Source organism: Collimonas sp. NPDC087041 (assembly GCF_044745265.1).
Classification (GTDB): domain Bacteria; phylum Pseudomonadota; class Gammaproteobacteria; order Burkholderiales; family Burkholderiaceae_D; genus Collimonas.
The window spans coordinates 57,290-82,775 of record NZ_JBIUZX010000005.1 but is presented as its reverse complement, the minus strand read 5'-3'; the positions used below and the strand labels follow the sequence as shown (position 1 = coordinate 82,775).

Genomic DNA, 25,486 nt, shown 5'->3' with positions numbered 1-25,486 from the left:
ACCATGTCCGATTCCAATCTTTCTCTTTTTAATTACGACGACTACGCAGGTGAGATCATCTGCGGCGTCGACGAGGCCGGACGCGGTCCATTGGCAGGGCCGGTATTCGCGGCGGCGGTGATCCTCGATCCGCAACGGCCGTTGATCGGCGTGCGCGATTCAAAAAAGCTGACCGCCGAGCGGCGCGAAGCGCTGGCCGAGCAGATCAAGGCCAACGCCTTGGCGTGGGCGATCGCCGAGTGCTCGGAAGAAGAAATCGACTCGCTCAATATCCTGCAAGCCACCATGTTGGCGATGCGGCGCGCGGTGGAAGGCTTATCGACATTGCCGACGCTGGCGCTGATCGACGGTAACCGCTGCCCAACACTCAGCATCCGCTCCGAAGCCATCGTCAAGGGCGACGACAAGGTGCAAGCCATTTCGGCCGCCTCGATCCTGGCCAAGACCGCACGCGATGCAGCGTTGCAGGTATTGCACGAGCAATATCCGCATTACGCCTTCGATCAGCACAAGGGCTATCCGACCGCATTGCACATGGAGCGTTTGCGCCTGCATGGCGTATCGCCTGTGCATCGTAAATCCTACGCGCCGGTGCGCGCCTTGCTAGGCGTCAAGCCGGCAGCAGCATGATTGCAACGGGAGCCGCATGAAAAACATCACATCCTCTGCCAATCCGCTGTACAAGGAACTCAAGTACCTGGCCACCAACGCCCATGCGCGGCGCAAGGCCGGGCGCAGTCTGCTGGATGGCATCCACCTGTGCGAAGCTTATCTGCAGCATGTCGGTTTACCTGCAATGTGCGTGGTCAGCCAGAGCGCGCTGGAACATCACGAAGCCGCTCCTCTGATCGCGCAATGCCAGGCAGGCGCGGTGTCGGGCATTGTCTTGCCGGATTCGCAGTACCAGGCGCTGAGCCAGGTCGAACATGGCGTCGGCCTGTTGTTCGTGATTGAAACGCCGCATGCGGTCGTGCCTGCCGCGCTGACGCAATCGGCGGTGCTGCTCGACAATCTGCAGGACCCGGGCAATCTCGGTTCGATCCTGCGCAGCGCGGCGGCGGCAGGCATCAAACAGATCTACTGTTCGGAAGGCACGGCTTCAGCCTGGTCGCCGAAGGTGCTGCGAGCCGGCATGGGCGCCCATTTCATCCTGGAGATTTTTGAAGGCGTTGACCTGGCCGCCTTGATGGCCAGTGCGCAGGTGCCGGTACTCGCTACCAGTTCCTATGCCACGCAAAGCATTTACCAGGCCGATCTGAGCGGTTCGCTGGCCTGGCTGTTTGGGCACGAAGGGCAGGGAGTTGCCGAGGATCTGCTGCAATTGGCGAGCCAGCAAGTGGTGATTCCGCATCGCGGGCAGATGGAGTCGCTGAATGTCGCGGCGGCTGCGGCGGTGTGTTTCTTCGAACAGCTGCGGCAGAGCTGAACAGTGGCGGGCGTTTCTGTCCGCGCTGCCTTGACTGGCCTTGGTGCGGTAGTTGCGGTTGTTGCGGTAAGGCGTGGGCAAACAACTTGCCCACCCTACGCGCTTTCGGAAGTGCTTAGAAGGTCCGGATATCTGGCTTGATATCCTGCAGTATCGTCGCTGCGATTTCCTCGATTGACTTGGTGGTCGACGACATCCAGCGTATTCCCTCGCGCCGCATAATCTTTTCAGCCTCATTGACCTCATAGCGGCAATTCGCCAGCGCCGCATATTTGCTGCCCGGGCGCCGTTCATTACGGATTTCCGAGAGACGGTCGGGGGCGATCGTCAAACCAAAAATCTTTTGCTTGAACGGCAACAGCCCGCTCGGCAGCTTGTCTCTTTCAAAATCTTCCGGAATCAACGGGTAATTCGCCGCCTTGACGCCAAACTGCATCGCCAGGTAGAGGCTGGTTGGCGTCTTGCCTGAGCGCGATACACCAACCAGGATCACATCGGCATCAGCCAGGTTCTTGTGCGACTGGCCGTCGTCGTGCGCCAGCGAGAAATTGATGGCTTCGATGCGGTTCTTGTATTCGTCCGTGTTGGCGGTATTGTGGCTGCGGCCGATAGTGTGGGTCGATTTGACGCCCAATTCCTTTTCCAGCGGCTCGACAAAGGTCTGGATCAGATCCATGTGCATCGCCTTGGCATGCTGGATCACTTTCGACAAGTCGGCTTTCACCAGCGTCGAAAAAACGATGGGCAGCTTGCCGTCCAGGGCAAAGGCTTCATTGATCTTGCGGGTGGCCTCGTAGGCTTTGTCGAGCGTGTCGATGAACGGCAGGCGCACTTGCTTGAAGCGCAGCTCGAATTGGGTCAGCACCGAGTGGCCGAAGGTTTCCGCCGTGATGCCGGTGCCGTCAGATACAAAGAATACTGTGCGATGGGCTGGGGGCAGTGGGGCTGGGGCGGCATCTAGCATGATATTGTCAAAAGAGAAAAATAAAATGAATAAGGTCCGGAGGCGGCCAAGGCCCGGCATTGTGCCGCGAAAGCCCGTGGTTTGCGATAACGGCAAATAGACCCTGGGCTCTATAGTCGGCAGCGGTCGGGTTTTGCCTTGTGCGCCTTTTGAACGTAAATTGGCATAAAATGACGACCAACTGATTATTTCGAGCTACCTGACGAAGAATAACAAAAAGCCAAGGGCGGCGAAGGCAATTGTGAAGATTTCTTATCATCAAACTAGAGGTTGTTATGTCCAATGCAATACAGATGGGTGCTACCCAGGGGGCGGCTTACGTCATCTCCTTTGAAAATCTGCGGATGACGGATGTCGATTCCGTCGGAGGCAAAAATGCATCACTGGGTGAAATGATCAGCCAGCTGGCCGGCGCCGGAGTACGGGTGCCGGGCGGCTTTGCTACGACTGCGCAGGCATTCCGCGACTTTCTGTCGCATAGTGTCGACGGTGGACCGGCCTTGGCCGACCGCATCGCAGAACGCCTGGCAACCTTGAATATCGAAGACGTACGGGCATTGGCGCAAGCCGGCGCCGAGATCCGTCAATGGATCGTCGAAACCCCGTTCCAGCCGCGCCTGGAACAGGAAATCAACGATTTCTACAAACGCCTGGTGGCTGACTCCTCCAGCGAAATGTCGTTCGCCGTGCGTTCTTCCGCAACCGCTGAAGATTTGCCGGACGCTTCGTTCGCCGGTCAGCAGGAAACCTTCCTCAACGTGGTCGGCATCGACAACGTGCTGGAAGCGATGAAACACGTGTTCGCTTCTTTGTATAACGATCGCGCGATTTCCTATCGCGTGCACAAAGGCTTTACCCACGCCGAAGTTGCGTTGTCGGCGGGTGTGCAGCGCATGGTGCGTTCCGACGTCGGCGCTGCCGGCGTCATGTTCACGCTGGATACCGAATCCGGTTTCAAGGATGTAGTCTTCATCACGTCGAGCTACGGCTTGGGTGAGACCGTGGTGCAGGGCGCAGTCAATCCGGACGAATTCTACGTCCACAAGCCAATGCTGGAACAAGGCAAGCTGCCGATCATTCGTCGTAACATCGGCTCCAAGCTGATCAAGATGGAATTCACCGGCGAAGCCAAGGCCGGCCGTTCAGTCAAGACTGTCGACGTGCCGATCGAACTGCGCAACCGCTATTCGCTGAACGACACCGAAATCGTCGAGCTGGCCAAGTACGCCACCATCATCGAGAAGCACTACCAGCGTCCGATGGATATCGAATGGGGCAAGGACGGCCGCGACGGCAAGTTGTACATTTTGCAAGCGCGTCCGGAAACCGTGAAGTCGCAGGAAAAATCCACCGATGCGCAGCAGCGTTTCAAACTGAAGGGCGTTGGCACTGTATTGACCCATGGCCGCGCCATCGGTCAGAAAATCGGCGCCGGTCCGGTACGCGTGATTCATGATGCGTCGGAAATGGAACGGGTTCAGCCGGGCGACGTGCTGGTTGCCGACATGACCGATCCTAACTGGGAACCGGTGATGAAGCGCGCTTCGGCGATCGTCACCAATCGCGGCGGCCGTACCTGCCACGCGGCGATCATCGCGCGTGAACTGGGTGTGCCGGCAGTCGTGGGTTGCGGCGACGCGACCGATGTGCTGAAGGACGGCACGCTGGTCACTGTCTCCTGCGCCGAAGGCGACGAAGGCAAGATTTACGATGGCCTGCTGGAAACCGAAGTGTCCGAAGTAGCGCGCGGCGAATTGCCGGCGTTGCCGTTGAAGATCATGATGAACGTCGGTAACCCGCAGCTGGCTTTCGACTTCCAGTCGATTCCAAACGGCGGCGTCGGCCTGGCGCGTCTGGAGTTCATCATCAACAACAACATCGGCGTGCACCCGCGTGCGATCCTGGAATATCCGAACATCGATGCCGACCTGAAGAAGGCGGTCGAGTCGGTAGCGCGCGGCCATGCTTCGCCGAAGGCATTCTATGTCGACAAGCTGGCTGAAGGTATCGCCACCATCGCCGCGGCTTTCTGGCCAAAGAAAGTCATTGTGCGCCTGTCCGACTTCAAGTCGAACGAGTACAAGAAACTGATCGGCGGTTCGCGTTACGAGCCGGATGAAGAAAATCCAATGCTGGGTTTCCGTGGCGCCGCCCGTTACCTGGCCAGCGACTTTGCCGAAGCATTTGAAATGGAATGCCAGGCCATGAAGCGGGTGCGTAATGACATGGGCTTGACCAACGTCGAGATCATGGTGCCTTTCGTTCGTACCCTGGGCCAAGCCGAAAAAGTCATCGGCTTGCTGGGCAAGAACGGCCTGGTGCGTGGCGAGAACGATTTGCGCGTCATCATGATGTGCGAAGTGCCGTCGAACGCCATTCTGGCTGACCAGTTCCTGGAATTTTTCGATGGCTTCTCGATCGGCTCCAACGACCTGACCCAGCTGACCCTGGGCCTGGACCGCGATTCCGGCATGGAATTGCTGGCAGCCGATTTCGACGAGCGCGATCCGGCTATCCTGGCGTTGTTGGAAAAGGTGATTGCAACCTGTATCGCCAAGGGCAAGTACGTTGGCATTTGCGGCCAGGGCCCATCGGATCATCCGGACTTTGCCGAATGGCTGATGAAGCAGGGCATCGAATCGATTTCGCTGAATCCTGATTCGGTGATCGATACCTGGCAGAAGCTGGCGGCGGCGCAGTAACTATTGCGGTGGCTTGCGGCAGTTTAGTGCTGCGAGCCGCCGGATAAACAATAGGATGTGCAACAAAAAATCCTCCCTGTTTGTAATCAAGCAGGGAGGATTTTTTTATATGGATGGCAGGAAGAGTTCCCGTTTCAAAGCAAGCTCGTCGGCTCCGCATGCGCGTTGGGTACGATAGCGATCCTGACGCCGAGCGAATTGATCAGCTTGGCGATGGTTTCAAAGCGCGGCTTGGCTCCGGGGGCGAGCGCTTTATACAAACTCTCGCGGCCCAGCCTGGCGTCCTTGGCAATCTGCGACATGCCACGCGCTTTCGCAACATCGCTGAGTGCGGCGATGAATACGTCAGGATTGTCGTCCGCCAGTGCTTCGGTCAGATAGGCCGCGATGACTTCGTCGCTGTCGAGAAAATCGGCCGCTTCGAATGCTGAAAATACTGGTTTCATGTCTTACTCCCTCAATGATTTGAGCATTTCCTTGGCGAGCTTGATGTCCTTCTTCTGAGAGGACTTGTCGCCGCCCAGCAGAAGCAGGAGCAAGGTCTTGTCGCGTCTCGTGAAATACACGCGGTAGCCCGGGCCGGTATGTATGCGCAGTTCGCTAATGCCGTCGCCAACCGATTCAAAGCTGCCAAAATTGCCGAAACCTATCGCTCTGATACGTCTCAGGATGCTGGCTTTTCCTTGCGCATCACGTAGATCGTGAAGCCAGCGTTTGAAGAGATCGGAAAGCAAAATCTCGAACATAGGAGGATTGTATCCAATTGGATACTCAAGTCAAGGATTTTCAACTTTCGTTCTGCTGAGAGATATTGTCAAATAAATACTTTATATTTAGCTGATTTTGGGTGGGAGACTTAGAAAATCATTCAATTCCTTGGCCACCCGCTGGATCACTCCCTGCCAATTTCCCACCGCATCCTGGCGCAACAAGCGGGCGCTTGGATACCACGGACTATCTTCACGATCCAGCAGCCAGCGCCAGTCGGGCACCCATGGCAAGAGTATCCAGACTGGAATACCCAGCGCCCCGCTCAGGTGGGCGATGGAGGTATCGACGCTGATCACCAGGTCGAGGTTGGCGATGATTGCCGCAGTGTCGTCAAAGCCGTCGATATCGGCTGCGGGCAGCCGCAGCTTCGGATTCTGCTGCAGGAAGGCGAGGTCGCGTTCGCGCACTTCCTTTTGTATCAGGAAAAAATCGGCAGGCAGTTGCAGCAGCGGCGCAAAATCCTGCAAGGGCATGGAGCGCCTGTGATCGTTGGTGTTTCCCGGATTTCCAGAGCAGACCAGGCCGATCTTCATTTTGCCGTTGGCAAAATCCTGGCGACTTCTCCAGTGTTCCTGTTTGTTCTTGTCGGCGCGCAGATAGGCGGGGCTGGCCGGGATGCTGGCCAAGTCAGTCTTGAAGACCAGCGGCAAGCTCATCAGCGGTATTTGGTAATCGACTTGCGGAACTGCTTCGCCGATGCCGATCACTGTGATGCGGCTGTCCATGGTTTGGGCAATCGTCTTGAGCAACGGGTCGACTTCCAGCACCACCTCGGCGCCCAGCGCCGCCACCATTGGCGCATAACGGCAAAAATGAATGGTGTCGCCCAAACCTTGTTCCGACCACAGCAGGATGCGCTTGCCGCTGATTGGCGTTGCGCCAAGCCACAGCGGAATATCGGTATGGCGCGGCGTGTCGGCATTGCCTTTTTTCCAGCGATATTCGTAGCTTTGCCAGCCTTGCTCGAATTGTCCCAGCACCAGTTGCGATAGCGATTGATTCGATAGCACGTCCGGGTAGTCATGCTTCAGCTTGAGCGCCTTGCCGTAGCTGTCGAGCGCTTCTTCGTGGCGTCGCATGCGGCTCAGGGTCAGGCCGTGATCGCCCCAGGCTTCGGCATTGTCGGGTGTCAGCGCCAAGCCTCTTTCGTGATCGCTCAGCGCTTCCGCGTAACGCCCGAGTTTGTGGCGGACCACGCCGCGGTCCAGCCAGTGAGCTGGATTGTTCGGATCGAGCGTGATGGCGCGATCGAGGCAATCGAGGGCATCTGCGTAGCGTTCTAGTTTGTCCAGCGCCAGACCCTTTTGATACCAGTTGTACGGCGTCGCCGGCTGCAATGCGATGGCCCGATCGAAGTCGATCAGCGCTTCTTCAAAATCCCCGAGCTTGTACAGGATGCCGGCCTGGTGCGACCAGCCATCTGCATAATCGGGCCAGCGCGCCAGTGCTTGTCCCATGCAATTCAGCGCCTCTTGATAGCGATCCAGGTTGACCAGCGTCACCGTCTTTGCCAACAGGATTTCCGGCTTGACATAGCCTGTCGAGAGGATGTGTTCATAAGCCAGTAATGCGTCGTCGAAACGACCCGATTCGAACTGCACCCGGGCCAGTTTGTACTGCAAAGGTACGGACAGCGAAGCATTGTTCGCGGCCAGTCTGATCGCTTTCTTGAACAGTCGGATCGCCTCATCGCGTTTCCCGGTGGCGGCGGATATCACGCCGAGGATATGCAGGGCGTCAAAATTTTCCGGCTGGGCGCTTAATATATTCTTCAGCGAGCGCTCGGCGCGATCGGCATTTCCGTTCTGGAAATCCTTGTAGGCTTGCTGGATAGGGGGAATTGAGTTCATTGATATCTGGCTGAAAGCGGCCCACGGCTGGCAATCGTCCGCCGGGCAAGATGGGAGCATAGCACTTCATCAAGGTAGCATCAGCAATCGGACGCCGTGCAGCGGCCATATAACTACGCTTTCATTGTCAAATGGATTACACTGTGTGCACTCAACTATAACGGGGAATGCTATATGGCCGGATGGGTGATGTGGATGTTGGCGGCGGGTGTGCTGGTTGTACTCGAACTGTTCAGCACGACCTTTTATTTACTGATGGTGGCAATCGGCCTTGCAGCCGGAGGCGTTGCCGCTTTGGCCGGCCTGGATATCGAATGGCAGTTGCTGATTGCGGCTATCGTTGCCCTGTTGGCGACGTACATTCTACGTCGCAGCAGATTCGGCCGGCGCGTGAAAGTACGGTCGGAGCGCGACCCCAATGTCAACCTGGATATCGGTCAGTCGCTGTTGGTCGACCAATGGCAGCATGAAGGCGGCACCGCCGGCGTCGCGGACCTGTACACGGCGCGCGTCAAATATCGCGGCGCCATGTGGGATGTCGAACTGACGCCGTCTGCGGTTGCACAGTCTGGGCTTTATGTGATTCACGAAGTGCGTGGCAGCCGGCTGATCGTCGGCAATGCACCTGAGAAGCACTAATCCGTTTTCCATCGTTAACCGTCAATTGCCGTTGTCCGGCAATTGATCCCGTCTTCAATTCATAAGGAAAAAATCATGTTCGGAAGCGTATCGTTAATCCTGCTGGTCATCGCCATCATATTCATCGCCAAAACGGTCAAAGTGGTGCCGCAACAGCATGCATGGGTAGTGGAACGACTGGGCAAGTATCACGCCACACTCGGCCCTGGCTTGAACATCGTGGTGCCGTTCATTGATCGCGTCGCCTACAAGCATGTGCTGAAGGAAATCCCGCTGGATGTGCCGCCGCAGGTTTGTATTACCCGCGACAACACGCAATTGCAGGTCGACGGCATTTTGTATTTTCAGATCACCGATCCGATGCGCGCTTCATACGGCTCGTCCAACTATATTTCCGCGATCACGCAACTGGCGCAAACTACCTTGCGTTCAGTGATCGGCAAGATGGAACTCGACAAGACATTTGAAGAGCGCGATCACATCAACACCACCATTGTCAGCGCGATCGATGAGTCGGCCGCCAACTGGGGCGTCAAGGTGCTGCGTTACGAAATCAAGGACCTGACACCACCGAAGGAAATCCTGCATGCGATGCAAGCGCAGATCACTGCCGAGCGCGAGAAGCGGGCGCTGATCGCAGCATCGGAAGGCCGCAAGCAGGAACAGATCAATATCGCCACCGGCGAACGTGAAGCATCGATTGCCAAGTCGGAAGGCGAGAAGCAGGCTTCGATCAACCGCGCTCAAGGTCAGGCTGCTGCGATCCTGTCGATTGCAGAAGCGAGCGCTGAGGCGATCCGTAAAACTGCGGCGGCGATCCAGTCGCCGGGCGGTTCGGATGCGGTCAACCTGAAAGTGGCGGAGCAATATGTGGCGGCGTTCGGCCAACTGGCGAAAACCAATAATTCGATCATCGTGCCGGCAAACCTGGGCGACATGAGCGGATTGATTGCAACCGCGATGCAAGTGGTGAAATCGCAGGGTGGCAAGTCCTAAACCAGGATGGTGAAAAAACAGCCCCGGCCAACGTCAGTTGCGCCGGGGCTGTTTTTTTGAGGGAATGGTTTAACGGCGATGCTGTTTCATTGCCGCGGCGACTTCGCGTTGGCCGTCGCGCTCGCGCTCGGTGGCGCGCTTGTCATGTTGCTTCTTGCCCTTCGCCAGGCCGATCTCGCACTTGATGCGGCCGCGCAGGTAATGCAGGTTGATCGGCACCAGCGTATAGCCGGAGCGCTCCACCTTGCCGATCAGTTTCTTGATTTCTTCGGCGTGCAGCAATAGCTTGCGGGTCCGCACCGCTTCCGGATGGACGTGACTGGAGGCGCTGAGGAGGGCGCTGATATGGGCGCCGAACAGGAATACTTCGCCATTACGGACGATCACGTAGGCTTCTTTCAGCTGGGCGCGTCCGGCCCGGATTGCCTTGACTTCCCAGCCGTGCAGCTCCATGCCTGCTTCGAAACGCTCTTCGATGAAGTAGTCGTGGAAGGCTTTTTTATTATCAATAATGCTCATGTATTAGGAAAATCGCGCAGGTCGGTTAAAATTTCAAGTTGTGATTCTATCAAACGGTTGATATTCAATGGCAGTAGTGCATAAAACGGTACTTTTGGGATACAGCGCCGAACAGATGTTCGCGTTGGTCGATCGGGTCGAAGATTACCCGCAATTCCTGCCGTGGTGCGGCGGTGTTGAGGTCCGTGAACGTGCCGAGGGCAGGTTGGTGGCGACGCTGAACATACATTACCACGGTATCAAGCAATCGTTTACGACGGAAAACAGCAATACGCCGCCGGTGGCGATGCGGATGCGCTTGCTGGAAGGGCCATTCAAGCATCTCGACGGCAACTGGAGTTTCAAGGCGCTGCGCGCCGATGCCTGCAAAATCGAGTTCGAACTGCACTACGAGTTTTCCAACCGGATCCTGGAAAAACTGATCGGCCCGGTATTCAGCATGATCGCCAACAGCTTTGTCGATTCATTCTGCAAGCGCGCTGACGCGGTCTACGGCCATCATGAGTGAGATGACAACCACCAATCACGGCAGCGACGTTGTCGGCCAACCGATCCGCATACAGGTCTGTTATGCCACGCCAGAACTGCAGGTCGTGCGCGAGCTGGAGGTGCCGGCAGGCACCTTGCTGCATGATGGCATCAAGCGCAGCGGCTTGCTGCAGGAAATGCGGGAAATCGATTTGAGCTGCTGGCGCGTTGGCATCTACGGCAAACTGAAGACGCTCGACACGGTATTGCGTGAGCATGATCGCATCGAAATCTACCGGCCGCTGATTGCCGATCCGATGGAGTCGCGCCGCAAGCGCGCCGACAAAAAAGCCCGCTGAGAGGCGGGCTTCATCGAGGGCAGGGTATTCCCGTTTTATTGGCAATCGTCCAGGATCCGTCGGTTTTCCTGGGTTTGTTGCGCGCGTTGTTCATCGCTGACGTAAGAACGCTGGCCGTTGGCGTCGGTCTGGGCGATGCGGGCGCCGGAATCGAGCGTGCGCTGGTTGGCGCGGGCGTTGGCGCAATTTGTGGCCTTGTCGGCTTTCTGCTTAGCTTCCTGGGCGGCTTTCTTGTCTTTTTCTGCTTGTTCAACCTTGCGTTTCTGGAACGCCGCATTTTGATCGGCAATCGTAGGCGGCGCCTTTGCGTCGGGCTTGCTATCGGCGCCGGCATCGGCTTCTTCGGCGTCATTGCCACGCGGCAGGCTGTGACCCGGCGTTTTCAGGATGCGCTTGTTCGGCACCGAGGCCGGTGGCGGCATATCCGAATACTGTTTCACGCCTTTTTCATCCAGCCACACGAATTGCGCCAGGGCTGAGGTGGCGATGCCGAGCAAGGCCAGCGCTGCAGCGGTAGAAAAAACCTGTTTCAGGCGGATCACTTTCATTACTTGTCCTTGGGCGCGGTGGCATGGGATTGGCAGAGCGGAGATTTCGCCATGTTTTACAACTCATGTCAATCAAACGATAGTGCTTTGTGGAAATATTTTACGAGTTTTGCGTGGCGTTAGGCGACTTGCGCGGATTTCTGTATAATTCGGTTTTGCGCCTATAGGAAAAACTATGCGTCTACTTCAAAAAGCACTCACGTTCGATGACGTGCTGTTGGTTCCGGCTTACTCGGACGTCCTCCCCAAAGACACTACCCTCAAAACACGTCTGTCCCGCAATATCGATATCAACATTCCGTTGTTGTCGGCCGCGATGGATACCGTGACTGAAGCGCGGCTGGCTATCGCCATGGCGCAAGAGGGCGGCATCGGCATCATCCACAAGAATCTGACCGCGCAAGAGCAGGCGCGCGAAGTCTCCAAGGTCAAGCGTTTCGAATCCGGCGTAGTCCGCGATCCGATCACGATCCCGCCTAACATGCGCATCCGCGAAGTGATGGCATTGTCGGAATTGCATGGCATCAGCGGTTTCCCGGTGGTCGACGGCAATCGCCTGGTCGGCATCATCACCAACCGCGACCTGCGTTTTGAAGAAGAACTGGACGCCGAAGTCAGCGCCAAGATGACCCCGCGCGACAAGCTGGTCTACGTCAAGGACGGCGCCGATCTGTCGGAAGCCAAGCGCTTGATGAACAAGCACCGCCTGGAACGCGTGATGGTGGTCAACGACGCTTTCGAGCTGCGCGGCCTGATCACGGTCAAGGATATCCAGAAATCGACATCGCACCCGCTGGCCTCCAAGGACAGCCAGGGCAAGCTGCGCGTAGGCGCGGCAGTTGGCGTCGGCGCCGATAACGAAGAACGCATCGAACTGCTGGTGAAAGCCGGCGTCGACGTCATCGTGGTCGATACCGCGCACGGTCACTCCAAGGGCGTGCTGGATCGCGTCAAATGGGTCAAGCAGAATTTCCCGCAGGTGGAAGTCATCGGCGGCAATATCGCTACCGCTGCTGCCGCCAAGGCGTTGGCAGACCATGGTGCTGACGGTGTCAAGGTCGGTATCGGTCCTGGTTCGATCTGCACCACGCGTATCGTGGCTGGCGTCGGCGTACCGCAGATTTCTGCGATCTCCAACGTCGCGCAAGCGCTCAAGGGCACAGGCATTCCATGTATCGCCGATGGCGGTATCCGTTTCTCGGGCGACATCGCCAAGGCGCTGGCCGCCGGCGCATCGACCGTAATGATGGGCAGCATGTTCGCCGGTACTGAAGAAGCGCCGGGCGAAGTGATCCTGTTCCAGGGCCGCAGCTACAAGTCGTATCGCGGCATGGGCAGCCTGGGCGCGATGTCGGATGGTTCGGCTGACCGTTACTTCCAGGACTCCGCCAACAAGGCTGACAAGTTCGTTCCTGAAGGTATCGAAGGCCGGGTTCCTTACAAGGGCAGCGTCCTGACGATCTTGTATCAACTGATCGGCGGGGTGCGTTCTTCCATGGGTTACTGCGGTTGCGCGACGATCGATGAGTTGCGCGAAAAAGCCGAGTTCGTGGAAATCACCTCGGCCGGCATGCGCGAATCCCATGTCCATGACGTCCAGATTACCAAGGAAGCACCTAACTATCGGACCGATTGATAGTTGGATTTGCACCTTGATCTAGTCCAGGAACGCGCCACCTGCGGGAATACCGCCGGTGGCGCGTGCACTTTAAATAGGATTTGCGCAAAACGGCCCCAGCCGCGTTACTCCTCCTAGCCGTACGCCGTACTGTCTTCGTCGTCGTGCCTTGCTAGGAGCGTTTTGCGCAAGTCCTATTACAGATTCTCATTTTTTGCTAAATCAGCCACCATGCACTCAAAAATCCTCATCCTCGATTTCGGCTCCCAGGTAACCCAACTGATCGCACGCCGTGTGCGCGACGCTGGTGTGTTTTCCGAGGTTTATCCTTACGATGTGTCCGATGAATTCATCCGCAGCTACGGCGCTGCCGGTGTGATCCTGTCGGGCGGTCCTAACAGCGTTACCGACGGCGACACCCCGCGTGCACCGCAAGCAGTGTTCGAGCTGGGCGTGCCGGTTTTCGGCATCTGCTACGGCATGCAAACCATGGCTGAGCAATTGGGCGGCAAGGTCGAGATGGGCAAGGTCCGCGAATTCGGTTACGCCGAAGTGCGGGCACGCGGCCACACCGCGCTGCTGAAGGACATCAGCGATTTCGTGACGCCGGATTCGCAGTCCATGCTGAAGGTCTGGATGAGCCATGGCGACAAGGTTGACCACATGCCAGCCGGCTTCAAGCTGATGGCATCGACCCCGAACTGCCCGATCGCCGGCATGGCCGACGAAGAGCGCAAATTCTACGCGGTGCAATTCCATCCGGAAGTGACTCACACCGTGCAAGGTGAGGCAATTCTGAAGCGCTTCGTGGTTGATATCTGCGGCTGCAAGCCGGACTGGAACATGCCGGACTACATCGCCGAAGCGGTTGAGTCGATCCGCAAACAAGTCGGCAGCGATGAAGTGATCCTCGGCTTGTCCGGTGGCGTCGATAGCAGCGTTGCCGCTGCGTTGATCCATCGCGCCATCGGCGACCAACTGACTTGCGTATTCGTCGACCACGGCCTGCTGCGCCTCGATGAAGGCAAGATGGTGATGGAGATGTTTGCCGAGAACCTCGGCGTCAAGGTGATCCACGTCGACGCTACGGCACAGTTCATGGGCCACCTGGCCGGCGTGACCGATCCGGAAGCCAAGCGCAAGATCATCGGCCGCGAATTCGTCGAAGTGTTCCAGGTTGAGTCGGGCAAACTGAAGAATGCCAAATGGCTGGCGCAAGGCACGATTTATCCTGACGTCATCGAAAGCGCCGGCAAGGGCAAGAATGCCGCGCACACCATCAAGAGCCACCACAATGTCGGCGGTTTGCCGGATACCCTGAACCTGAAACTGCTGGAGCCGCTGCGCGAACTGTTCAAGGACGAAGTACGCAAGCTGGGCGTCGCGCTCGGCCTGCCGCACGCGATGGTGTATCGCCATCCATTCCCAGGCCCGGGGCTGGGTGTGCGCATCCTGGGTGAAGTCAAAAAAGAATTCGCCGACCTGCTGCGCCGCGCCGATGCCATCTTCATCGAAGAGCTGCGCAACACCAAGGACGACAACGACGAATCCTGGTACGACAAGACCAGCCAGGCGTTCGCCGTTTTCCTGCCGGTCAAGTCAGTCGGCGTGATGGGCGATGGCCGCACCTACGAATACGTAGTGGCGCTGCGCGCAGTGCAGACCCAGGATTTCATGACAGCACACTGGGCGCATCTGCCGCACGAGTTGCTGGGCCGCGTATCGAACCGCGTCATCAATGAAGTGCGCGGCATCAATCGCGTGGTTTACGATATCTCCGGGAAGCCGCCTGCGACGATTGAGTGGGAATGAAAATAGGTCTAGCACTTGCAAGTATACGAAAGTAGAAAATGCCTGAAAGCCCGCGTAAATGCGGGCTTTTTTGCTTTATGGAACCGCACTGAATAGCACGCCGATGTATACCCAAGTACATATTTTAGATGGCATCCATGATGGTATTATCCACGCCGATGCCATGATCGCCACCCGATACCATGTCATGTTTTTTTTCGACTTCATGGTACTGGAAACATCTAGGCCATTGATTTAAATAGGATATTTGGCAAAAAAGGGGGAGGCGGAAATCATGGTATTTCTAACTATGAAAGGAAGAAATCCATGTTGACCGATACCAAGCTGCGCAACTTGAAAGCAGGTGAAAAGCTTTTCAAAGTAAACGACCGTGACGGCCTATACGTAGCCGTTACACCAGCAGGATCGATCTCCTTTCGCTACAACTACTCGATCAATGGTAGGCAGGAGACACTGACGTTTGGGCGCTATGGTCTAGGTGGTATCTCACTTGCGGAAGCCCGGGAGCAACTGGGGGAAGCCAAGAGGATGATTGCCGCCGGCAAGTCACCGGCCAAAGAGAAGGCGAGAGATAAAGCCCGAGTGAAGGGCGTGGAAACATTCGGCGCCTGGGCCGAAAAATGGCTACGTGGCTATCAGATGGCCGACTCGACGCGAGACATGCGCACGTCCGTGTACGAGCGAGAGATCAAGCCAAAGTTTTACAACAAAAAATTGATTGAATTTACGCATGAGGATCTGCGTGCACTGACGGATGTGATCGTTGACCGAGGGGCTCCAGCAACCGCGATACATGTTCGGGAGATCGTGTCACAGGTATTTCGCTGGGCAATTGAGCGCGGTCAGACGGTGGCAAATCCTGCGGATCTGGTAAGGCCGACTACCATCGCGAAGTTTGAGCCGCGCGACCGGGCGTTGACTCCGGAAGAAATCGGGATCGCTTATCAGTACATCGAGAGAATCGGAACAACGCCATCCATTCGTGCGGCGGCCAAGCTGCTTTTGCTGACGATGGTCCGCAAGAGTGAACTAACAAACGCGACATGGGATGAAATCAATTTCAGCCAAGCCTTATGGACAATTCCAAAGGAACGTATGAAGCGCCGCAATCCGCATCTTGTTTTTCTATCGCGGCAGGTGTTGGATATTTTTATTGCGCTTAAAACTTTTTCTGGTGGTTCGGCATACATCTTGCCGTCGCGCTACGATTCGGATCTCCCTATGAGTAGCGCAACGTTGAACCAGGTGCTTACGCTGACATACCGCCTTGCCCAAAAAGAAGGGCAGGCACTATCGAAGTTCGGTCCACATGATTTGAGGCGCACGGCCAGCACTCTGCTGCATGAGGCGGGGTATAACACTGACTGGATCGAGAAATGCCTCGCCCATGAGCAGAAAGGCGTGAGAGCTGTTTACAACAAGGCCGAGTACAGAGAACAACGCACGGCCATGTTGCAGGATTGGGCGGATATGATTGACGAGTGGACGATCAGGGGCAAGCGACTTGCGGCGTGAAGCCGGGCCGCGCGGCCTGTTCCCCGGAAGTTCTCCGTATTTCGATCCACGCTTCAATTTCCGCGAGATCCCATGCGACATTTCTGCTTGTTAGCACAATCCGTTTCGGAAAATCGCCGCGCTTTTCCATGTTATAGATTACCCGGTCTGAAAGTGGAATCATTGCCAGTAGTTTTTTTCGATTGATCAGCATTTTGCTTTTGCTCCTTGAGGTGGTGGGTTTTCGTTGATTTCTGGATTGGTTATTTTTAGCTACTACATGACGGTTTCGATAAGTCTTTGGCGGCCTCCATGTTGATTGCGTAACCGTAGCCATGAGGTAGTCTCTCCCCGGCGATAGGCTCGCAAGTTGTTAAATTGACGTTGAAGTGAAGAAGTGAAGGTGGCCCGACAGGATCGGAAGTCAAAATGGCGGACACAGGGACGGCGCGAAACATGCCTGGCCATTGATGGTCGAGCTCGACTAGGGCGTGCAATTGACCATTGCCCACGTCGCGGCGCAGGTCGTTGACGTAGCCGGCCTGGATACCTTCGTCGCTGTCAAAGGTCACGCGGTCGCCAGCGTGGATGAGCTGCACTGGCTTATCCATTAAATGCCCCCAGGAGCATGCCGTGCATCAAGACTGCAAATACAACTGCCGACCATCCTATGGTGGCAATCAGAGAGGTGCGGAATATCACACAGATAAATCTGCCTAGGCCGAAGTACGCGCAGAACAACAAAATGAATAGGCACAGGTGCATGAATATTTTCATAGCTTTTCTCAGTGATGGGAATTGATAGGGAAGTGCGGGCATTAGGCAATGACGCTCTTGCCGTCGACGGCCTTGGCCATGTATTTGGCGATGTAGGCAGCCTTGTCGACCTGGCGCGTGTCGTCCGCTTGCGCGTTCGTTGCGTCCGCGAAGTCCTTCGTTTTGCGTTCCAGGTCTCGGCTTTTCTGTTCGATTGCCGTCCAGTCGGTGGGCTGGTATTCCGGCTGGGGATTTTTGGCCATGTATTCGGCCAGTCGGGCGGCAATTTCTGCCGATTCCTCCGGACTGATCACCGAGCTGGAAGTCTTCTTTTTGGTTTTTTGCGTACAGTTATTTACACGAGTCCAAGGTAAGTCAAAAGCAACAGCCTTGGCCTCGCCGACGACTGTCCATTGATAACGGACCGATTCATATACGGCGCGTGGATTCCATGCGTGATAAATCCCACACGGCTTCTCGGCCTCATAGGTGGCGTACTTGCCTTCGACGACGGTCGTGCGCGTGGCGATCTTGACCAGGCCTTTGCGTCCGACTGTGGGGCCGCCTTGCGCTCTCATGTAGGCGCTGAATGACGCCTGCTTGACCGTCTTGACGGTTTTGACGCGCTTACCGTCGACGATGTTGACCTCGGTGGCCTTGATGCTTTGCGCGGCCTGCCAGGCTGATTTAACGGCGTCCGGCGCGTGGGTGAGGCTTTCGCCCTTGACGCGCCGCAGCTCGCGCCAGGTGCCAATCGGCGCGCCGCCGACTTGCTGAAACTGACGTATGCCCCAGGTCTGCGCCCAATAGCAAACGCGCTGGCTCGGCGTGATCAACTCGTCGCCGACCAGGTCGTCGACCACAATGTGGGTGCGGCCATCCTCGATCATGTGATGATCGCCGACATGTTCGCCGTCGATATTTTTGGCGATGTACTTGGCAATGTAGCCGGCGGCCGTACCCTTGCCGGCCTCGATGCGCACCAACTTGACGCGATTCTTGTCGGCGCCGCGTTCGTCGCCATCCTCCAGTAAGGCATAGGCGCTGATAACGGCCTCGTAGCGCTCCTGGTGCTCCGGCGCCACGAACATCAGCATGTGCCAGTGCGGGCAGCCGTCGTGGTGGGGTTCTGCGATGCGGAAGCCATAGGCGTGGATGCCGTCGCGGTGTAGCTTGGAGCGGATGCGCTTCCATACGTCGCACAGATACAACTGCGCATCGCGCGGCGTCGGTTCGCCAAACTCGATGTACTTCGGATTCGACTCGCCGTTTTTGCTCATCACCGCGTGATACTTCGATGGCGCCGTGATCGTCGCAAACAGGCCGATATGCCCCAGGTCGAAGGCGATCTCTTCAAAGCCGCGAATGCGCGTCATCAGTTCACCTCGCCGGATCGCCTTATTGGCGGTGCCGAGCGCAGCCAGCGCTTCCAGGCTGTAGATCTGGCCGTTTTCATTCTGCAGCTCAATCGACGCCAGCAGCTTGGCGTTCTGCTTGTTGCGGCGCTGCTGGCGATAGGCGGTTTCGTTGCTGACGTAGGGGCCGGCCTTGTAGTTGGTGAAGCCCAGGCGGATCGCCATATGCTCGCAGCGGCGCGCATGGGCTTTGCGGATGCCGCGCAGCCACCAAGCCTTGTCCACCGCGCGACGAATGATTTCGACCTCTTCTTCGCCTGTAGGGGCGGTCACGCCGTGGTGATTGCACAGTTCGCGAATCGCCGCCACAATCGCATCCAGTGATTGCAGATCGGCGCAATACTTGTAGCACTCGCGGGCCGCCAGTTCCGCCGTTTGATACAGCGCTTCATCGGGCGCATCCAGCGGCAACCGATGATCCTCGCACCAGATCTGATCGATGACATCAATCTTGTGGCTGTGCTTGGTCTGACCTTCCCGCGCAAACAGTTCGCGCAGAGCGCGGCCCATGCGCTTGGGCAGGCTGGTGATATTTTCAGTGCAATAGAAGCGATAGCTCATGATTTTGCGGCGATGCCGTCTGATTCGTGGTTTGCGGGCGGAAATTGGCTAGGCAGTTGGCCGCCTTGCGCACAGCGCAGGACGATTTCCAGTTCCTTGATGAGCCGGCGGGCTTCGCAATGCAGCTTGCCGCGCTCCAGGGCGTCCAGCGCTTGCAGCGTGCCGTCGCCTTTCTTTCCGTCCAGGCCGGCCATCCATGCCAGCATCTTGCGTACACGGGGTGAGACGCGGTTCCAATGCGATGCGCGCAGGCTTTCTTTGTCGCCGGCTAACATCACGTAGGCAACGTTCAAATGCGCATGGCCGACAGAATGCGCGGCGTCCTTGCTCCGGCTTTCGCGAACGTGTGGCACCTGGCGCGTCGATAACTGGTTGCTGTTCATAGCGGCACCACTGCCCAATCAAACGAGCCATAGGCCACGCGCAACTGATTGACGCGGCACAACGCGGCATCTTCGCTATGAAATTTCATTGTCTGATCCGGATTGGTGGTGATGCTCATCGAGCAGGCGAACAATTCAGAAAAGCGCAGGCCAGTGGCCTGGCATTTGATGATGAACATGGCTCACCCCTTGACCCAGCCGAGCGCAACACACAGCGCCGGCGCGAACAGGACGAAGCCACACAGCAGGCCAGAACAGAACGTTTCGAGATGCTTTTTCATAGAAGCTTTCTTTTTTCAGGGTGAGCGAATCCCGCATGCCTGACATCAGGCATTGCCGGTAACAACGAAAAGGAGGAAGAGCTAGCGGGTGTTTAAGGTGGCGCGAGGATCTGGCGGGTCATCATGGTTGGCTTTCAATCGTTCTTGAATAGCGCCAACTGATTGGCGCAGGCATTGCGAACATGCTGCGAGACATGGATGCGCACATCCGGATTCGGCATGGCTGACATGGACAGGGTGCGCAGCACTTCTAAACTGGCGACAAAGACATGGCCGCAATCCGGGTTCTGGCACATGTAGGTGATCTCCTTCATCATGTCCGACATGGTGCGGCTCTTGGCGGCGCGCACACGATGGCGGCAATGCGGGCAAGGGATGCTGATTACTCGCATGATGGCTTCCTGTCGACGAGATGCATTGCGCGGCCTCTACCGGTGATGTGGCGAGATTGCTTGCGCAGGCGCGTTTTCAACAGCCATTCGGTCACTTGCTCGATGCTGGCCAGACCCTCCTTTTGACGGATTCGCTCCAGAAAATTGGTGTCTTCGTCATCGTAGGGGGTATCTACTTCGGGCATTTTCGGCTGCTTATAAGTTGCTTTAAAGTTGCTAGTTGCTGCCTTCTTTTATGCAGCGCTGCGGGTTAAGCTGTCGTTGTTGTATTCAGCTAATACCGCCATGGCTTCTTTCATGACAATTTGCCGCACAATGGTTGCGACCGATTCGCCCTGATAATTGGCGATGGATACAACGATGGCGTGCTCGTAATCGTCCATGCGCACCATGACGCGGTTATTTCGGATTCGTTTGATGTCGGGATACATGACGGCGTCCTTAATAGTTATTGGGGAGAGCTTGGGTCGCGCTTATAGTCGGCGAGGCCGCGTAAGATCAGGTAGCGGAGAGTCCAGGCGCGGGACTGCCGTTTGCTGGATGCGAGTTGATTGACCTCGACAATTTCTTCCGGCATCAACCTGGCGCCGAGCGGCTGGGAAGTGGTTCCCTTGGGGATACGCCTGATTTTGGGCAATGTTTCCATGATGTTATGATGTGTAATCGCTATGGGATGGCGTAAATACATCCATTTAAATGGACTTAATCAAGGAATATTTGTGCATTTTAATGAACTTTGCTCGGGTCGACTCCAGGAAGAGCGGATTCGACTTGGCCTTACGCAAACAGAAATCGCCAATCAAATTGGGATTCGTGGCGGTATGTGGGGACGCTACGAACGCAACGAAGCAGCTCCCGGCGGCGATGTATTAAAGGCTTTTGCTGACGTTGGCGGAGATGTTCAATACGTCTTAACTGGAGAGAAATCGTCCTCTGCGCTGACTGACGACGAAAAAGAGATGCTGTCCGGTTATCGCGGTCTAGACGTCCGTGGCAAAGCCGGCGTGCTTGCCCTGATAGATGGAATGAGCGTGGCGCCGAAGGCGGCCAGCGGGACGAAATTTAGCGGCAATGTCAGCCAGGTTGTAGATGGAGATCAAACGGTCAACGCGCCAATGACTTTCCACATGACCGACAAGAAAAAGAAAAAAAGTACCAAGGAATAAGGCGGAGGCTGTGGCGAAAAGCGACCACAGAATTTAAAGGGGACATCGGGCAAGTCGTCATCGGCAACGTGCATCAGACGCCCACGCTACACAAACAACTATCCGCGGCACTCGCCGCGATGACAGGAGTTTGTGGCTGGTCGCTGTATCAGTTGCCGCCAGACGCCGGTGCAGCAACTGTCACGCAAGCTTACTGCTACGTCGACGGCAAAGGCTATTCGGTGGGCAGTGCAAAGAGAATGGCGTCCGGTGAAATCCTTGAATGTCTCTCTCCAATTGGTAACGCACCGCCACGATGGCATGAAGTAGACCGATTACGACTTCGATAAATACTGATGCGAAATATTTATTTTTCGCAAGGAGCGAACTATTCATTTTCTCGACATCTATCTTGCCTTCATCTCAAGTATTAGGTATGTCGGATATTCAGCCTTGTGGAATTACCCTAGATAAGAGGGAATGTGATGTTAAAGAAAATGTGGGTTTTAATAAAATCGCCTGGATTAATGGCTATCGTCGCACTTCTAGGTTTTGGATTCGGTATTTACGGAACATTTTTTTACGAAAAGCGCCCGGGGCTTACATTGGATGTGGCGTCAAATTCAACGGTATTTGATGTTCATACGAACGTGAGTAAGCTTGATATCTCATATTCTGGCGAGGATTTGCGTAAATCGAATGAGACACTTCGTGTCATTACACTTAGTGTTGTCAATTCTGGTAAAACGGACATAGTTAAGCGTGACTACGATGATGCTGAGCCATTAGGGTTCTATGTCAAAGGAGGGAAAATACTTGAGGTTTCTCGAATCTCTGGCAGCAATGACTATTTAAAACGTAATCTCCAAGTTTTTCTAAATAAAAAAAACGAAGTCAGTATTGCGCCGATCATTCTTGAATCAGGTGAATTCATCGATGTGCAGGTTTTGGTCCTGGCTCCGATAAATGCATCGATTGGGGTCAGCCCACTTGGCAAGATTGCCGGAATTCGGCAAATCGCGGTAGTTGAACCCAATCAAAATGGGAACGAAAGGCCAATTTGGCAGCGAGTTACAAATGCTGACAGTTTTTGGATTCATTTTCTGCGGGCTCCCTTGTATTTCATTTTATTTTTGTTCGAATCAATATGTGTTGCATTAATAATTGTTGTGATAATTACTCCGATTCTAAATATTTCAACATACTTCAAAAGGCGGCATCGTAATTCGGAAATTTCCTCTTACTCGACAGGACGTACACTTTCAAATGATGATCGATTGATTTTGGATTATTACAGGAAAAATGGGAAGGGTGGCTTGATACATCTTTCCTTTCTCTTAGATAGACTGTTTGAGCGAAATTCGTTAATTGAAAAGCTTGAAAATTGCATCGAAAAAACTGAAATTAAAAATATACTGGCTAATTTGTACGGTGTTAGTTCACGTGAAATTTTTGCTTTAGTCAATACTCAAGTTCTTGTTGAGCAGGATCTTAAAATTATGCCCGCCGCTAATTTCTCTCGGTCATTGAACGATATTTTGAAAGCATTTGAAGTAGATATGGAAGAAGCAAAAAAAGATAGATCATTAGATATTTCCCCATATGGGCCAATCATTAATTGGTTTTTCGAAATGCCTGATGAGAATGTAAGTCAACGTGGTACCGTCTCAGAAAGGATGAGTGCTGCCGCCTTTTCTCCCGTCATTGAAGCAACATATGATTCAATAAAATGATAAGTATCTGACCCTGTTATTGCAGGTAAATGGACATTTTTTTAAAATAGCAATATTTTCAATCAATATTTTCTATTGGTATAAATATGAATGAGAATGAGAAGAAATCTACTGTTTTCGACCCAGAACTTGTTGAAGCAATAAATAGTGGGAAATATCAAGAATATCTTTATGCGCAGGAGCTGGAGAGCGAACGTTTAATGATGTTGCAAAAACAAGAAGAGGAAAAGAAAACAGAACGAATACAGCTGCTTAAAGGCAGAGTATTACTGCTAGCAAGTGTTATCTGTATGACTATTGCGCTAACTTCCTTTGTATATAGTTATGGTATAGAAAATATAACGAAAACTCAGGTGCAAATAGCATTTGGCATTTGTTTTTTGATAGCATCGATTGCGCTTTTGGTATCTGCAGTTTTTAAAAACTCGATCTCTTTCTTTGATGTTGATAATCTGAGAGTCAAGAAGGTTTCGAGCCCAGCCGATGCTTGGCCTTTTCCTACAGGTTCTAGACCTGATATCGATAGTGAAGAATTAGAAGATTATTTAGAAGAAGAGAGGAGGATAAGTGAAGAATTTAAATACAAAAAAAATAGAAAACCTTTATCTTCATTTGAAAAATATTTCAAAGAAATTAAATTAGTTTTAGAAGATAAAGCAAATGATGCAGATAAAAAAGCATCGCTTTTACTTGATAAGGGCACATCATATACCAAATGGGGAATCTATTTTTTCATCTTCTCAATTGTAAGTTGGCAAGTGGTTTCGTGGTTTCACGGATTTAGAAGTGAATATATTTATGGTATCGTTTCGTGTTCGGCATTATTTATATTTATAGAATTTATCAGTGCATGGTATTTGAAACAATACCGACATTATGTTGATACTTCGACTTATTTGCTAAAGGTGAAGGCAATATTTGATCGTTATATGCTTGTGTATTTGGGTAATGAATCATTTTCATCTTCACTCAGTGAGGATCAGCAGCGACGTGCAGATATGTTGTTGGATTTTCTGTCACAAGATATAAAATGGCCAGAATCATATTTGTTAAAAAAACAAGATATTGGATTTGCAAAGGAAGCACTGCAGGCCATTGCGAGTTTGACTCATGAGTTGCGTCGTAAAGAAAAAGTAGACTTCTCAAAAGAAGGTAGGAAGTGATATATAAAAGTCCCGTTATCCGCGTTCACGCTAGTTGACATTATGTTATTCAGCTGGATCGCCGTCGATTGACTTTTTTATAGCAATCCGCTTTCGCCGATGACGAAGCGTTTCATGATTCCGCAACGCATAAAAAAGGAACGGCAATGAACTCAGAACGGCAAAATATTCCTGTAAAACCGCCAGCAAAAATTGTTTTACACGGAAAATATTTAACTGTGATCGAAAAATTTGTCTCCACCGTAACGCTGAATAGCGAGGCTCCAATTCTACGTTGGAGTCCCGAATTCGAAGCCCTCCGAGACAGCATTACTAAGCTTCATTCAAAGTTCCTAAGCAAGCAAAACGCACTTTCCATTGTGATACAGGAATGTGTTGGATTCTACGGTGAACATCTAGATCGTACAGGTTCATTATCGGAGCATGGTAATGCAGATCTAAAGACCGCCCTTATACTCCGCATCAAAAATTATCTCGAATCGCTACCAAGAGCATATGCGCTGCGGATAAGTTTACCGTCGTTTCCTGGTTGGGGCACAGCGACATACGATGTTTGTGAAGGGATACGAATTGTTATCGGAGACGTGCCGCGACCTGCAACAAACAGGCTTGCTGATTTGGCCGGCGCAGCTTGGGATACACCGCCGGGAAGCGACGGCTACCTAGAGATTTCTACAATTGGTTATGTCGAAAGCTCTGCGAACTCGCCGCTACCAACGTCCTGTATATCTCAGGCAAAGCAGTGCGCATTTATTCTGACGACCAATGGAATTTGCAATGGCGAAAATTTTAGTCAGGCTAAGGCGAAAGCGACAATGAGTGAAACACTCACTCAGAAGCTGCTATTTACTTCACTACCCGATGGGCTAGCGCGTTGTTTTGGAAAGCTCATTCCCGATGAAACAACCCTCCAAGTCAGAGAGAATGCAGGACTATCTTTATTGACCAGAACTACCAGACTCGCGATTACTAACGAGGAAAAGAGCGAAGCATTTCAAAATAAATTGCAGCATCTAAGAGATTTTTTTGACGCAAAAAATGAACCTGATTTTGTAAGCATCGCGGCTGCAATCGAATGGTATGAAGATTCTCTGTTTGCGGATAACCAAACCTTTTCATACATTGCAGCATGCATCGGCTTGGAAGCACTGCTTGGGAGCAACGATCACCTTGATAGCATGTCTAAGAGATTATCCGATAGGTATGCTTTTCTGCTTGGGAAGAATCGTGCCGAGCGTGAAAACATGATTTTAAGTTACGGGAAAGTTCTCAATCTACGAGGTCGTCTCGTGCATTCGAAAGCGGCAAGATTAAGCGACGAAGACGTCGACCTACTTATCACGGCACAAAACATGCTTTTAAGCATAATAAGGCATGAGCTAACCGCGATGTACACCGCAAAAAATTTAAGAAAGCTATCGGCATTCGCGTCGAATCGTGATTGAAAATATTGATGCGCTTTATTTCTCAGAAGGGACGACGGGGTCAGGT

At 53.9% G+C, this 25,486-nt stretch carries 29 protein-coding genes; 14 read left to right on the top strand and 15 right to left on the bottom strand.

The window, feature by feature from the left end:
- The first annotated feature begins 3 nt into the window (after nt 1–3).
- Both rnhB and ACIPF8_RS10960 read left to right on the top strand, forming a co-directional pair.
- Entirely contained in the window at nt 4–630 is a 627-nt protein-coding gene (gene rnhB, locus ACIPF8_RS10965; protein ID WP_400420820.1) for a ribonuclease HII, read from the top strand.
- A gap of 16 nt (nt 631–646) precedes the next feature.
- Nucleotides 647–1,426 (top strand): TrmH family RNA methyltransferase, encoded by a 780-nt coding sequence (locus tag ACIPF8_RS10960; RefSeq protein WP_400420816.1) that lies wholly within the window; start codon nt 647–649, stop codon nt 1,424–1,426.
- A 115-nt stretch (nt 1,427–1,541) separates the two neighbouring features.
- On the opposite strand, the gene ACIPF8_RS10955 is transcribed toward ACIPF8_RS10960, so the two are convergent.
- Nucleotides 1,542–2,390 carry a pyruvate, water dikinase regulatory protein gene (locus tag ACIPF8_RS10955; RefSeq protein WP_400420814.1) on the bottom strand — a complete coding sequence of 283 codons (849 nt, stop codon included), beginning with the start codon at nt 2,388–2,390 and terminating at the stop codon, nt 1,542–1,544.
- A 344-nt stretch (nt 2,391–2,734) separates the two neighbouring features.
- Here ACIPF8_RS10955 and ppsA point away from each other — a divergent pair, with 344 nt between their 5' ends.
- On the top strand, nt 2,735–5,092 hold the full coding sequence (ppsA, locus tag ACIPF8_RS10950) for a phosphoenolpyruvate synthase (protein WP_400421296.1): 2,358 nt from the start codon (nt 2,735–2,737) through the stop codon (nt 5,090–5,092).
- A 134-nt stretch (nt 5,093–5,226) separates the two neighbouring features.
- On the opposite strand, the gene ACIPF8_RS10945 is transcribed toward ppsA, so the two are convergent.
- The 3 genes from ACIPF8_RS10945 to ACIPF8_RS10935 all read right to left on the bottom strand — a co-directional run bounded on the left by ACIPF8_RS10945 (nt 5,227) and on the right by ACIPF8_RS10935 (nt 7,713).
- The gene (locus tag ACIPF8_RS10945) at nt 5,227–5,538 is read right to left on the bottom strand and encodes an addiction module antidote protein (RefSeq protein ID WP_400420811.1); all 312 of its coding nucleotides are present in this window, start codon (nt 5,536–5,538) and stop codon (nt 5,227–5,229) included.
- A gap of 3 nt (nt 5,539–5,541) precedes the next feature.
- Nucleotides 5,542–5,838 (bottom strand): type II toxin-antitoxin system RelE/ParE family toxin, encoded by a 297-nt coding sequence (locus tag ACIPF8_RS10940; protein WP_400420808.1) that lies wholly within the window; start codon nt 5,836–5,838, stop codon nt 5,542–5,544.
- An 87-nt stretch (nt 5,839–5,925) separates the two neighbouring features.
- Nucleotides 5,926–7,713, bottom strand: coding sequence for a tetratricopeptide repeat protein (locus ACIPF8_RS10935; RefSeq protein WP_400420805.1), 1,788 nt, complete (start codon nt 7,711–7,713; stop codon nt 5,926–5,928).
- A 174-nt stretch (nt 7,714–7,887) separates the two neighbouring features.
- Between ACIPF8_RS10935 and ACIPF8_RS10930 the strand changes: the two genes are divergently transcribed.
- Together ACIPF8_RS10930 and ACIPF8_RS10925 are read left to right on the top strand one after the other, a co-directional pair.
- A complete protein-coding gene (locus tag ACIPF8_RS10930) occupies nt 7,888–8,352 on the top strand; it encodes an NfeD family protein (RefSeq protein WP_400420803.1) in 465 nt (154 codons plus the stop codon).
- Between the two features lie 75 nt (nt 8,353–8,427).
- Nucleotides 8,428–9,348, top strand: a complete 921-nt coding sequence (locus ACIPF8_RS10925; protein WP_400420800.1) for an SPFH domain-containing protein — start codon at nt 8,428–8,430, stop codon at nt 9,346–9,348.
- Nucleotides 9,349–9,417: 69 nt separating this feature from the next.
- On the opposite strand, the gene smpB is transcribed toward ACIPF8_RS10925, so the two are convergent.
- Nucleotides 9,418–9,867 (bottom strand): SsrA-binding protein SmpB, encoded by a 450-nt coding sequence (smpB, locus tag ACIPF8_RS10920; RefSeq protein ID WP_395824059.1) that lies wholly within the window; start codon nt 9,865–9,867, stop codon nt 9,418–9,420.
- Between the two features lie 67 nt (nt 9,868–9,934).
- On the opposite strand from smpB, the gene ACIPF8_RS10915 reads away from it, so the two are divergent.
- Nucleotides 9,935–10,375: a type II toxin-antitoxin system RatA family toxin gene (locus ACIPF8_RS10915; RefSeq protein ID WP_400420796.1), complete on the top strand. Its 441-nt coding sequence runs from the start codon at nt 9,935–9,937 to the stop codon at nt 10,373–10,375.
- A 1-nt stretch (nt 10,376) separates the two neighbouring features.
- Complete coding sequence (locus ACIPF8_RS10910; RefSeq protein ID WP_400420793.1) at nt 10,377–10,694, top strand: RnfH family protein; 318 nt, start codon at nt 10,377–10,379, stop codon at nt 10,692–10,694.
- Nucleotides 10,695–10,729: 35 nt separating this feature from the next.
- On the opposite strand, the gene ACIPF8_RS10905 is transcribed toward ACIPF8_RS10910, so the two are convergent.
- Entirely contained in the window at nt 10,730–11,242 is a 513-nt protein-coding gene (locus tag ACIPF8_RS10905) for a DUF4124 domain-containing protein (RefSeq protein WP_400420790.1), read from the bottom strand.
- Nucleotides 11,243–11,417: 175 nt separating this feature from the next.
- Here ACIPF8_RS10905 and guaB point away from each other — a divergent pair, with 175 nt between their 5' ends.
- The 3 genes from guaB (at nt 11,418) to ACIPF8_RS10890 (ending at nt 16,187) form a co-directional block, all read left to right on the top strand.
- Nucleotides 11,418–12,878, top strand: a complete 1,461-nt coding sequence (guaB, locus tag ACIPF8_RS10900; protein ID WP_400420788.1) for an IMP dehydrogenase — start codon at nt 11,418–11,420, stop codon at nt 12,876–12,878.
- A 213-nt stretch (nt 12,879–13,091) separates the two neighbouring features.
- On the top strand, nt 13,092–14,672 hold the full coding sequence (gene guaA / locus ACIPF8_RS10895; RefSeq protein WP_400420786.1) for a glutamine-hydrolyzing GMP synthase: 1,581 nt from the start codon (nt 13,092–13,094) through the stop codon (nt 14,670–14,672).
- Nucleotides 14,673–14,978: 306 nt separating this feature from the next.
- Nucleotides 14,979–16,187: a tyrosine-type recombinase/integrase gene (locus tag ACIPF8_RS10890; protein WP_400420783.1), complete on the top strand. Its 1,209-nt coding sequence runs from the start codon at nt 14,979–14,981 to the stop codon at nt 16,185–16,187.
- Here ACIPF8_RS10890 and ACIPF8_RS10885 read toward each other — a convergent pair.
- The 9 genes from ACIPF8_RS10885 to ACIPF8_RS10845 all read right to left on the bottom strand — a co-directional run bounded on the left by ACIPF8_RS10885 (nt 16,162) and on the right by ACIPF8_RS10845 (nt 20,600).
- On the bottom strand, nt 16,162–16,380 hold the full coding sequence (locus ACIPF8_RS10885; RefSeq protein ID WP_400420780.1) for a helix-turn-helix transcriptional regulator: 219 nt from the start codon (nt 16,378–16,380) through the stop codon (nt 16,162–16,164). The two genes, ACIPF8_RS10890 and ACIPF8_RS10885, sit on opposite strands and share 26 nt — an antisense overlap.
- Nucleotides 16,381–16,435: 55 nt before the next feature.
- Entirely contained in the window at nt 16,436–16,777 is a 342-nt protein-coding gene (locus ACIPF8_RS10880; protein WP_400420777.1) for a hypothetical protein, read from the bottom strand.
- A 207-nt stretch (nt 16,778–16,984) separates the two neighbouring features.
- Nucleotides 16,985–18,898 (bottom strand): replication endonuclease, encoded by a 1,914-nt coding sequence (locus tag ACIPF8_RS10875; protein ID WP_400420774.1) that lies wholly within the window; start codon nt 18,896–18,898, stop codon nt 16,985–16,987.
- Entirely contained in the window at nt 18,895–19,281 is a 387-nt protein-coding gene (locus tag ACIPF8_RS10870) for a hypothetical protein (RefSeq protein ID WP_400420771.1), read from the bottom strand. Before ACIPF8_RS10870 ends, ACIPF8_RS10875 begins: the two co-directional genes overlap by 4 nt.
- On the bottom strand, nt 19,278–19,460 hold the full coding sequence (locus ACIPF8_RS10865) for a hypothetical protein (protein ID WP_400420768.1): 183 nt from the start codon (nt 19,458–19,460) through the stop codon (nt 19,278–19,280). Before ACIPF8_RS10865 ends, ACIPF8_RS10870 begins: the two co-directional genes overlap by 4 nt.
- A 236-nt stretch (nt 19,461–19,696) precedes the next feature.
- The gene (locus tag ACIPF8_RS10860) at nt 19,697–19,954 is read right to left on the bottom strand and encodes an ogr/Delta-like zinc finger family protein (protein ID WP_400420765.1); all 258 of its coding nucleotides are present in this window, start codon (nt 19,952–19,954) and stop codon (nt 19,697–19,699) included.
- Nucleotides 19,945–20,139 carry a hypothetical protein gene (locus ACIPF8_RS10855; protein ID WP_400420762.1) on the bottom strand — a complete coding sequence of 65 codons (195 nt, stop codon included), beginning with the start codon at nt 20,137–20,139 and terminating at the stop codon, nt 19,945–19,947. Before ACIPF8_RS10855 ends, ACIPF8_RS10860 begins: the two co-directional genes overlap by 10 nt.
- A 48-nt stretch (nt 20,140–20,187) precedes the next feature.
- The gene (locus tag ACIPF8_RS10850; RefSeq protein WP_400420759.1) at nt 20,188–20,385 is read right to left on the bottom strand and encodes a hypothetical protein; all 198 of its coding nucleotides are present in this window, start codon (nt 20,383–20,385) and stop codon (nt 20,188–20,190) included.
- A 17-nt stretch (nt 20,386–20,402) separates the two neighbouring features.
- Nucleotides 20,403–20,600: a hypothetical protein gene (locus ACIPF8_RS10845; RefSeq protein WP_400420756.1), complete on the bottom strand. Its 198-nt coding sequence runs from the start codon at nt 20,598–20,600 to the stop codon at nt 20,403–20,405.
- A 22-nt stretch (nt 20,601–20,622) separates the two neighbouring features.
- Here ACIPF8_RS10845 and ACIPF8_RS10840 point away from each other — a divergent pair, with 22 nt between their 5' ends.
- The 4 genes from ACIPF8_RS10840 to ACIPF8_RS10825 all read left to right on the top strand — a co-directional run bounded on the left by ACIPF8_RS10840 (nt 20,623) and on the right by ACIPF8_RS10825 (nt 25,440).
- Complete coding sequence (locus ACIPF8_RS10840) at nt 20,623–21,120, top strand: helix-turn-helix domain-containing protein (RefSeq protein WP_400420754.1); 498 nt, start codon at nt 20,623–20,625, stop codon at nt 21,118–21,120.
- 464 nt (nt 21,121–21,584) lie between these two features.
- The gene (locus tag ACIPF8_RS10835) at nt 21,585–22,832 is read left to right on the top strand and encodes a hypothetical protein (protein WP_400420752.1); all 1,248 of its coding nucleotides are present in this window, start codon (nt 21,585–21,587) and stop codon (nt 22,830–22,832) included.
- A gap of 86 nt (nt 22,833–22,918) precedes the next feature.
- Nucleotides 22,919–23,995: a hypothetical protein gene (locus ACIPF8_RS10830; protein WP_400420750.1), complete on the top strand. Its 1,077-nt coding sequence runs from the start codon at nt 22,919–22,921 to the stop codon at nt 23,993–23,995.
- Nucleotides 23,996–24,141: 146 nt separating this feature from the next.
- Nucleotides 24,142–25,440 (top strand): hypothetical protein, encoded by a 1,299-nt coding sequence (locus ACIPF8_RS10825; RefSeq protein WP_400420747.1) that lies wholly within the window; start codon nt 24,142–24,144, stop codon nt 25,438–25,440.
- The last annotated feature ends 46 nt before the right edge of the window (nt 25,441–25,486 follow it).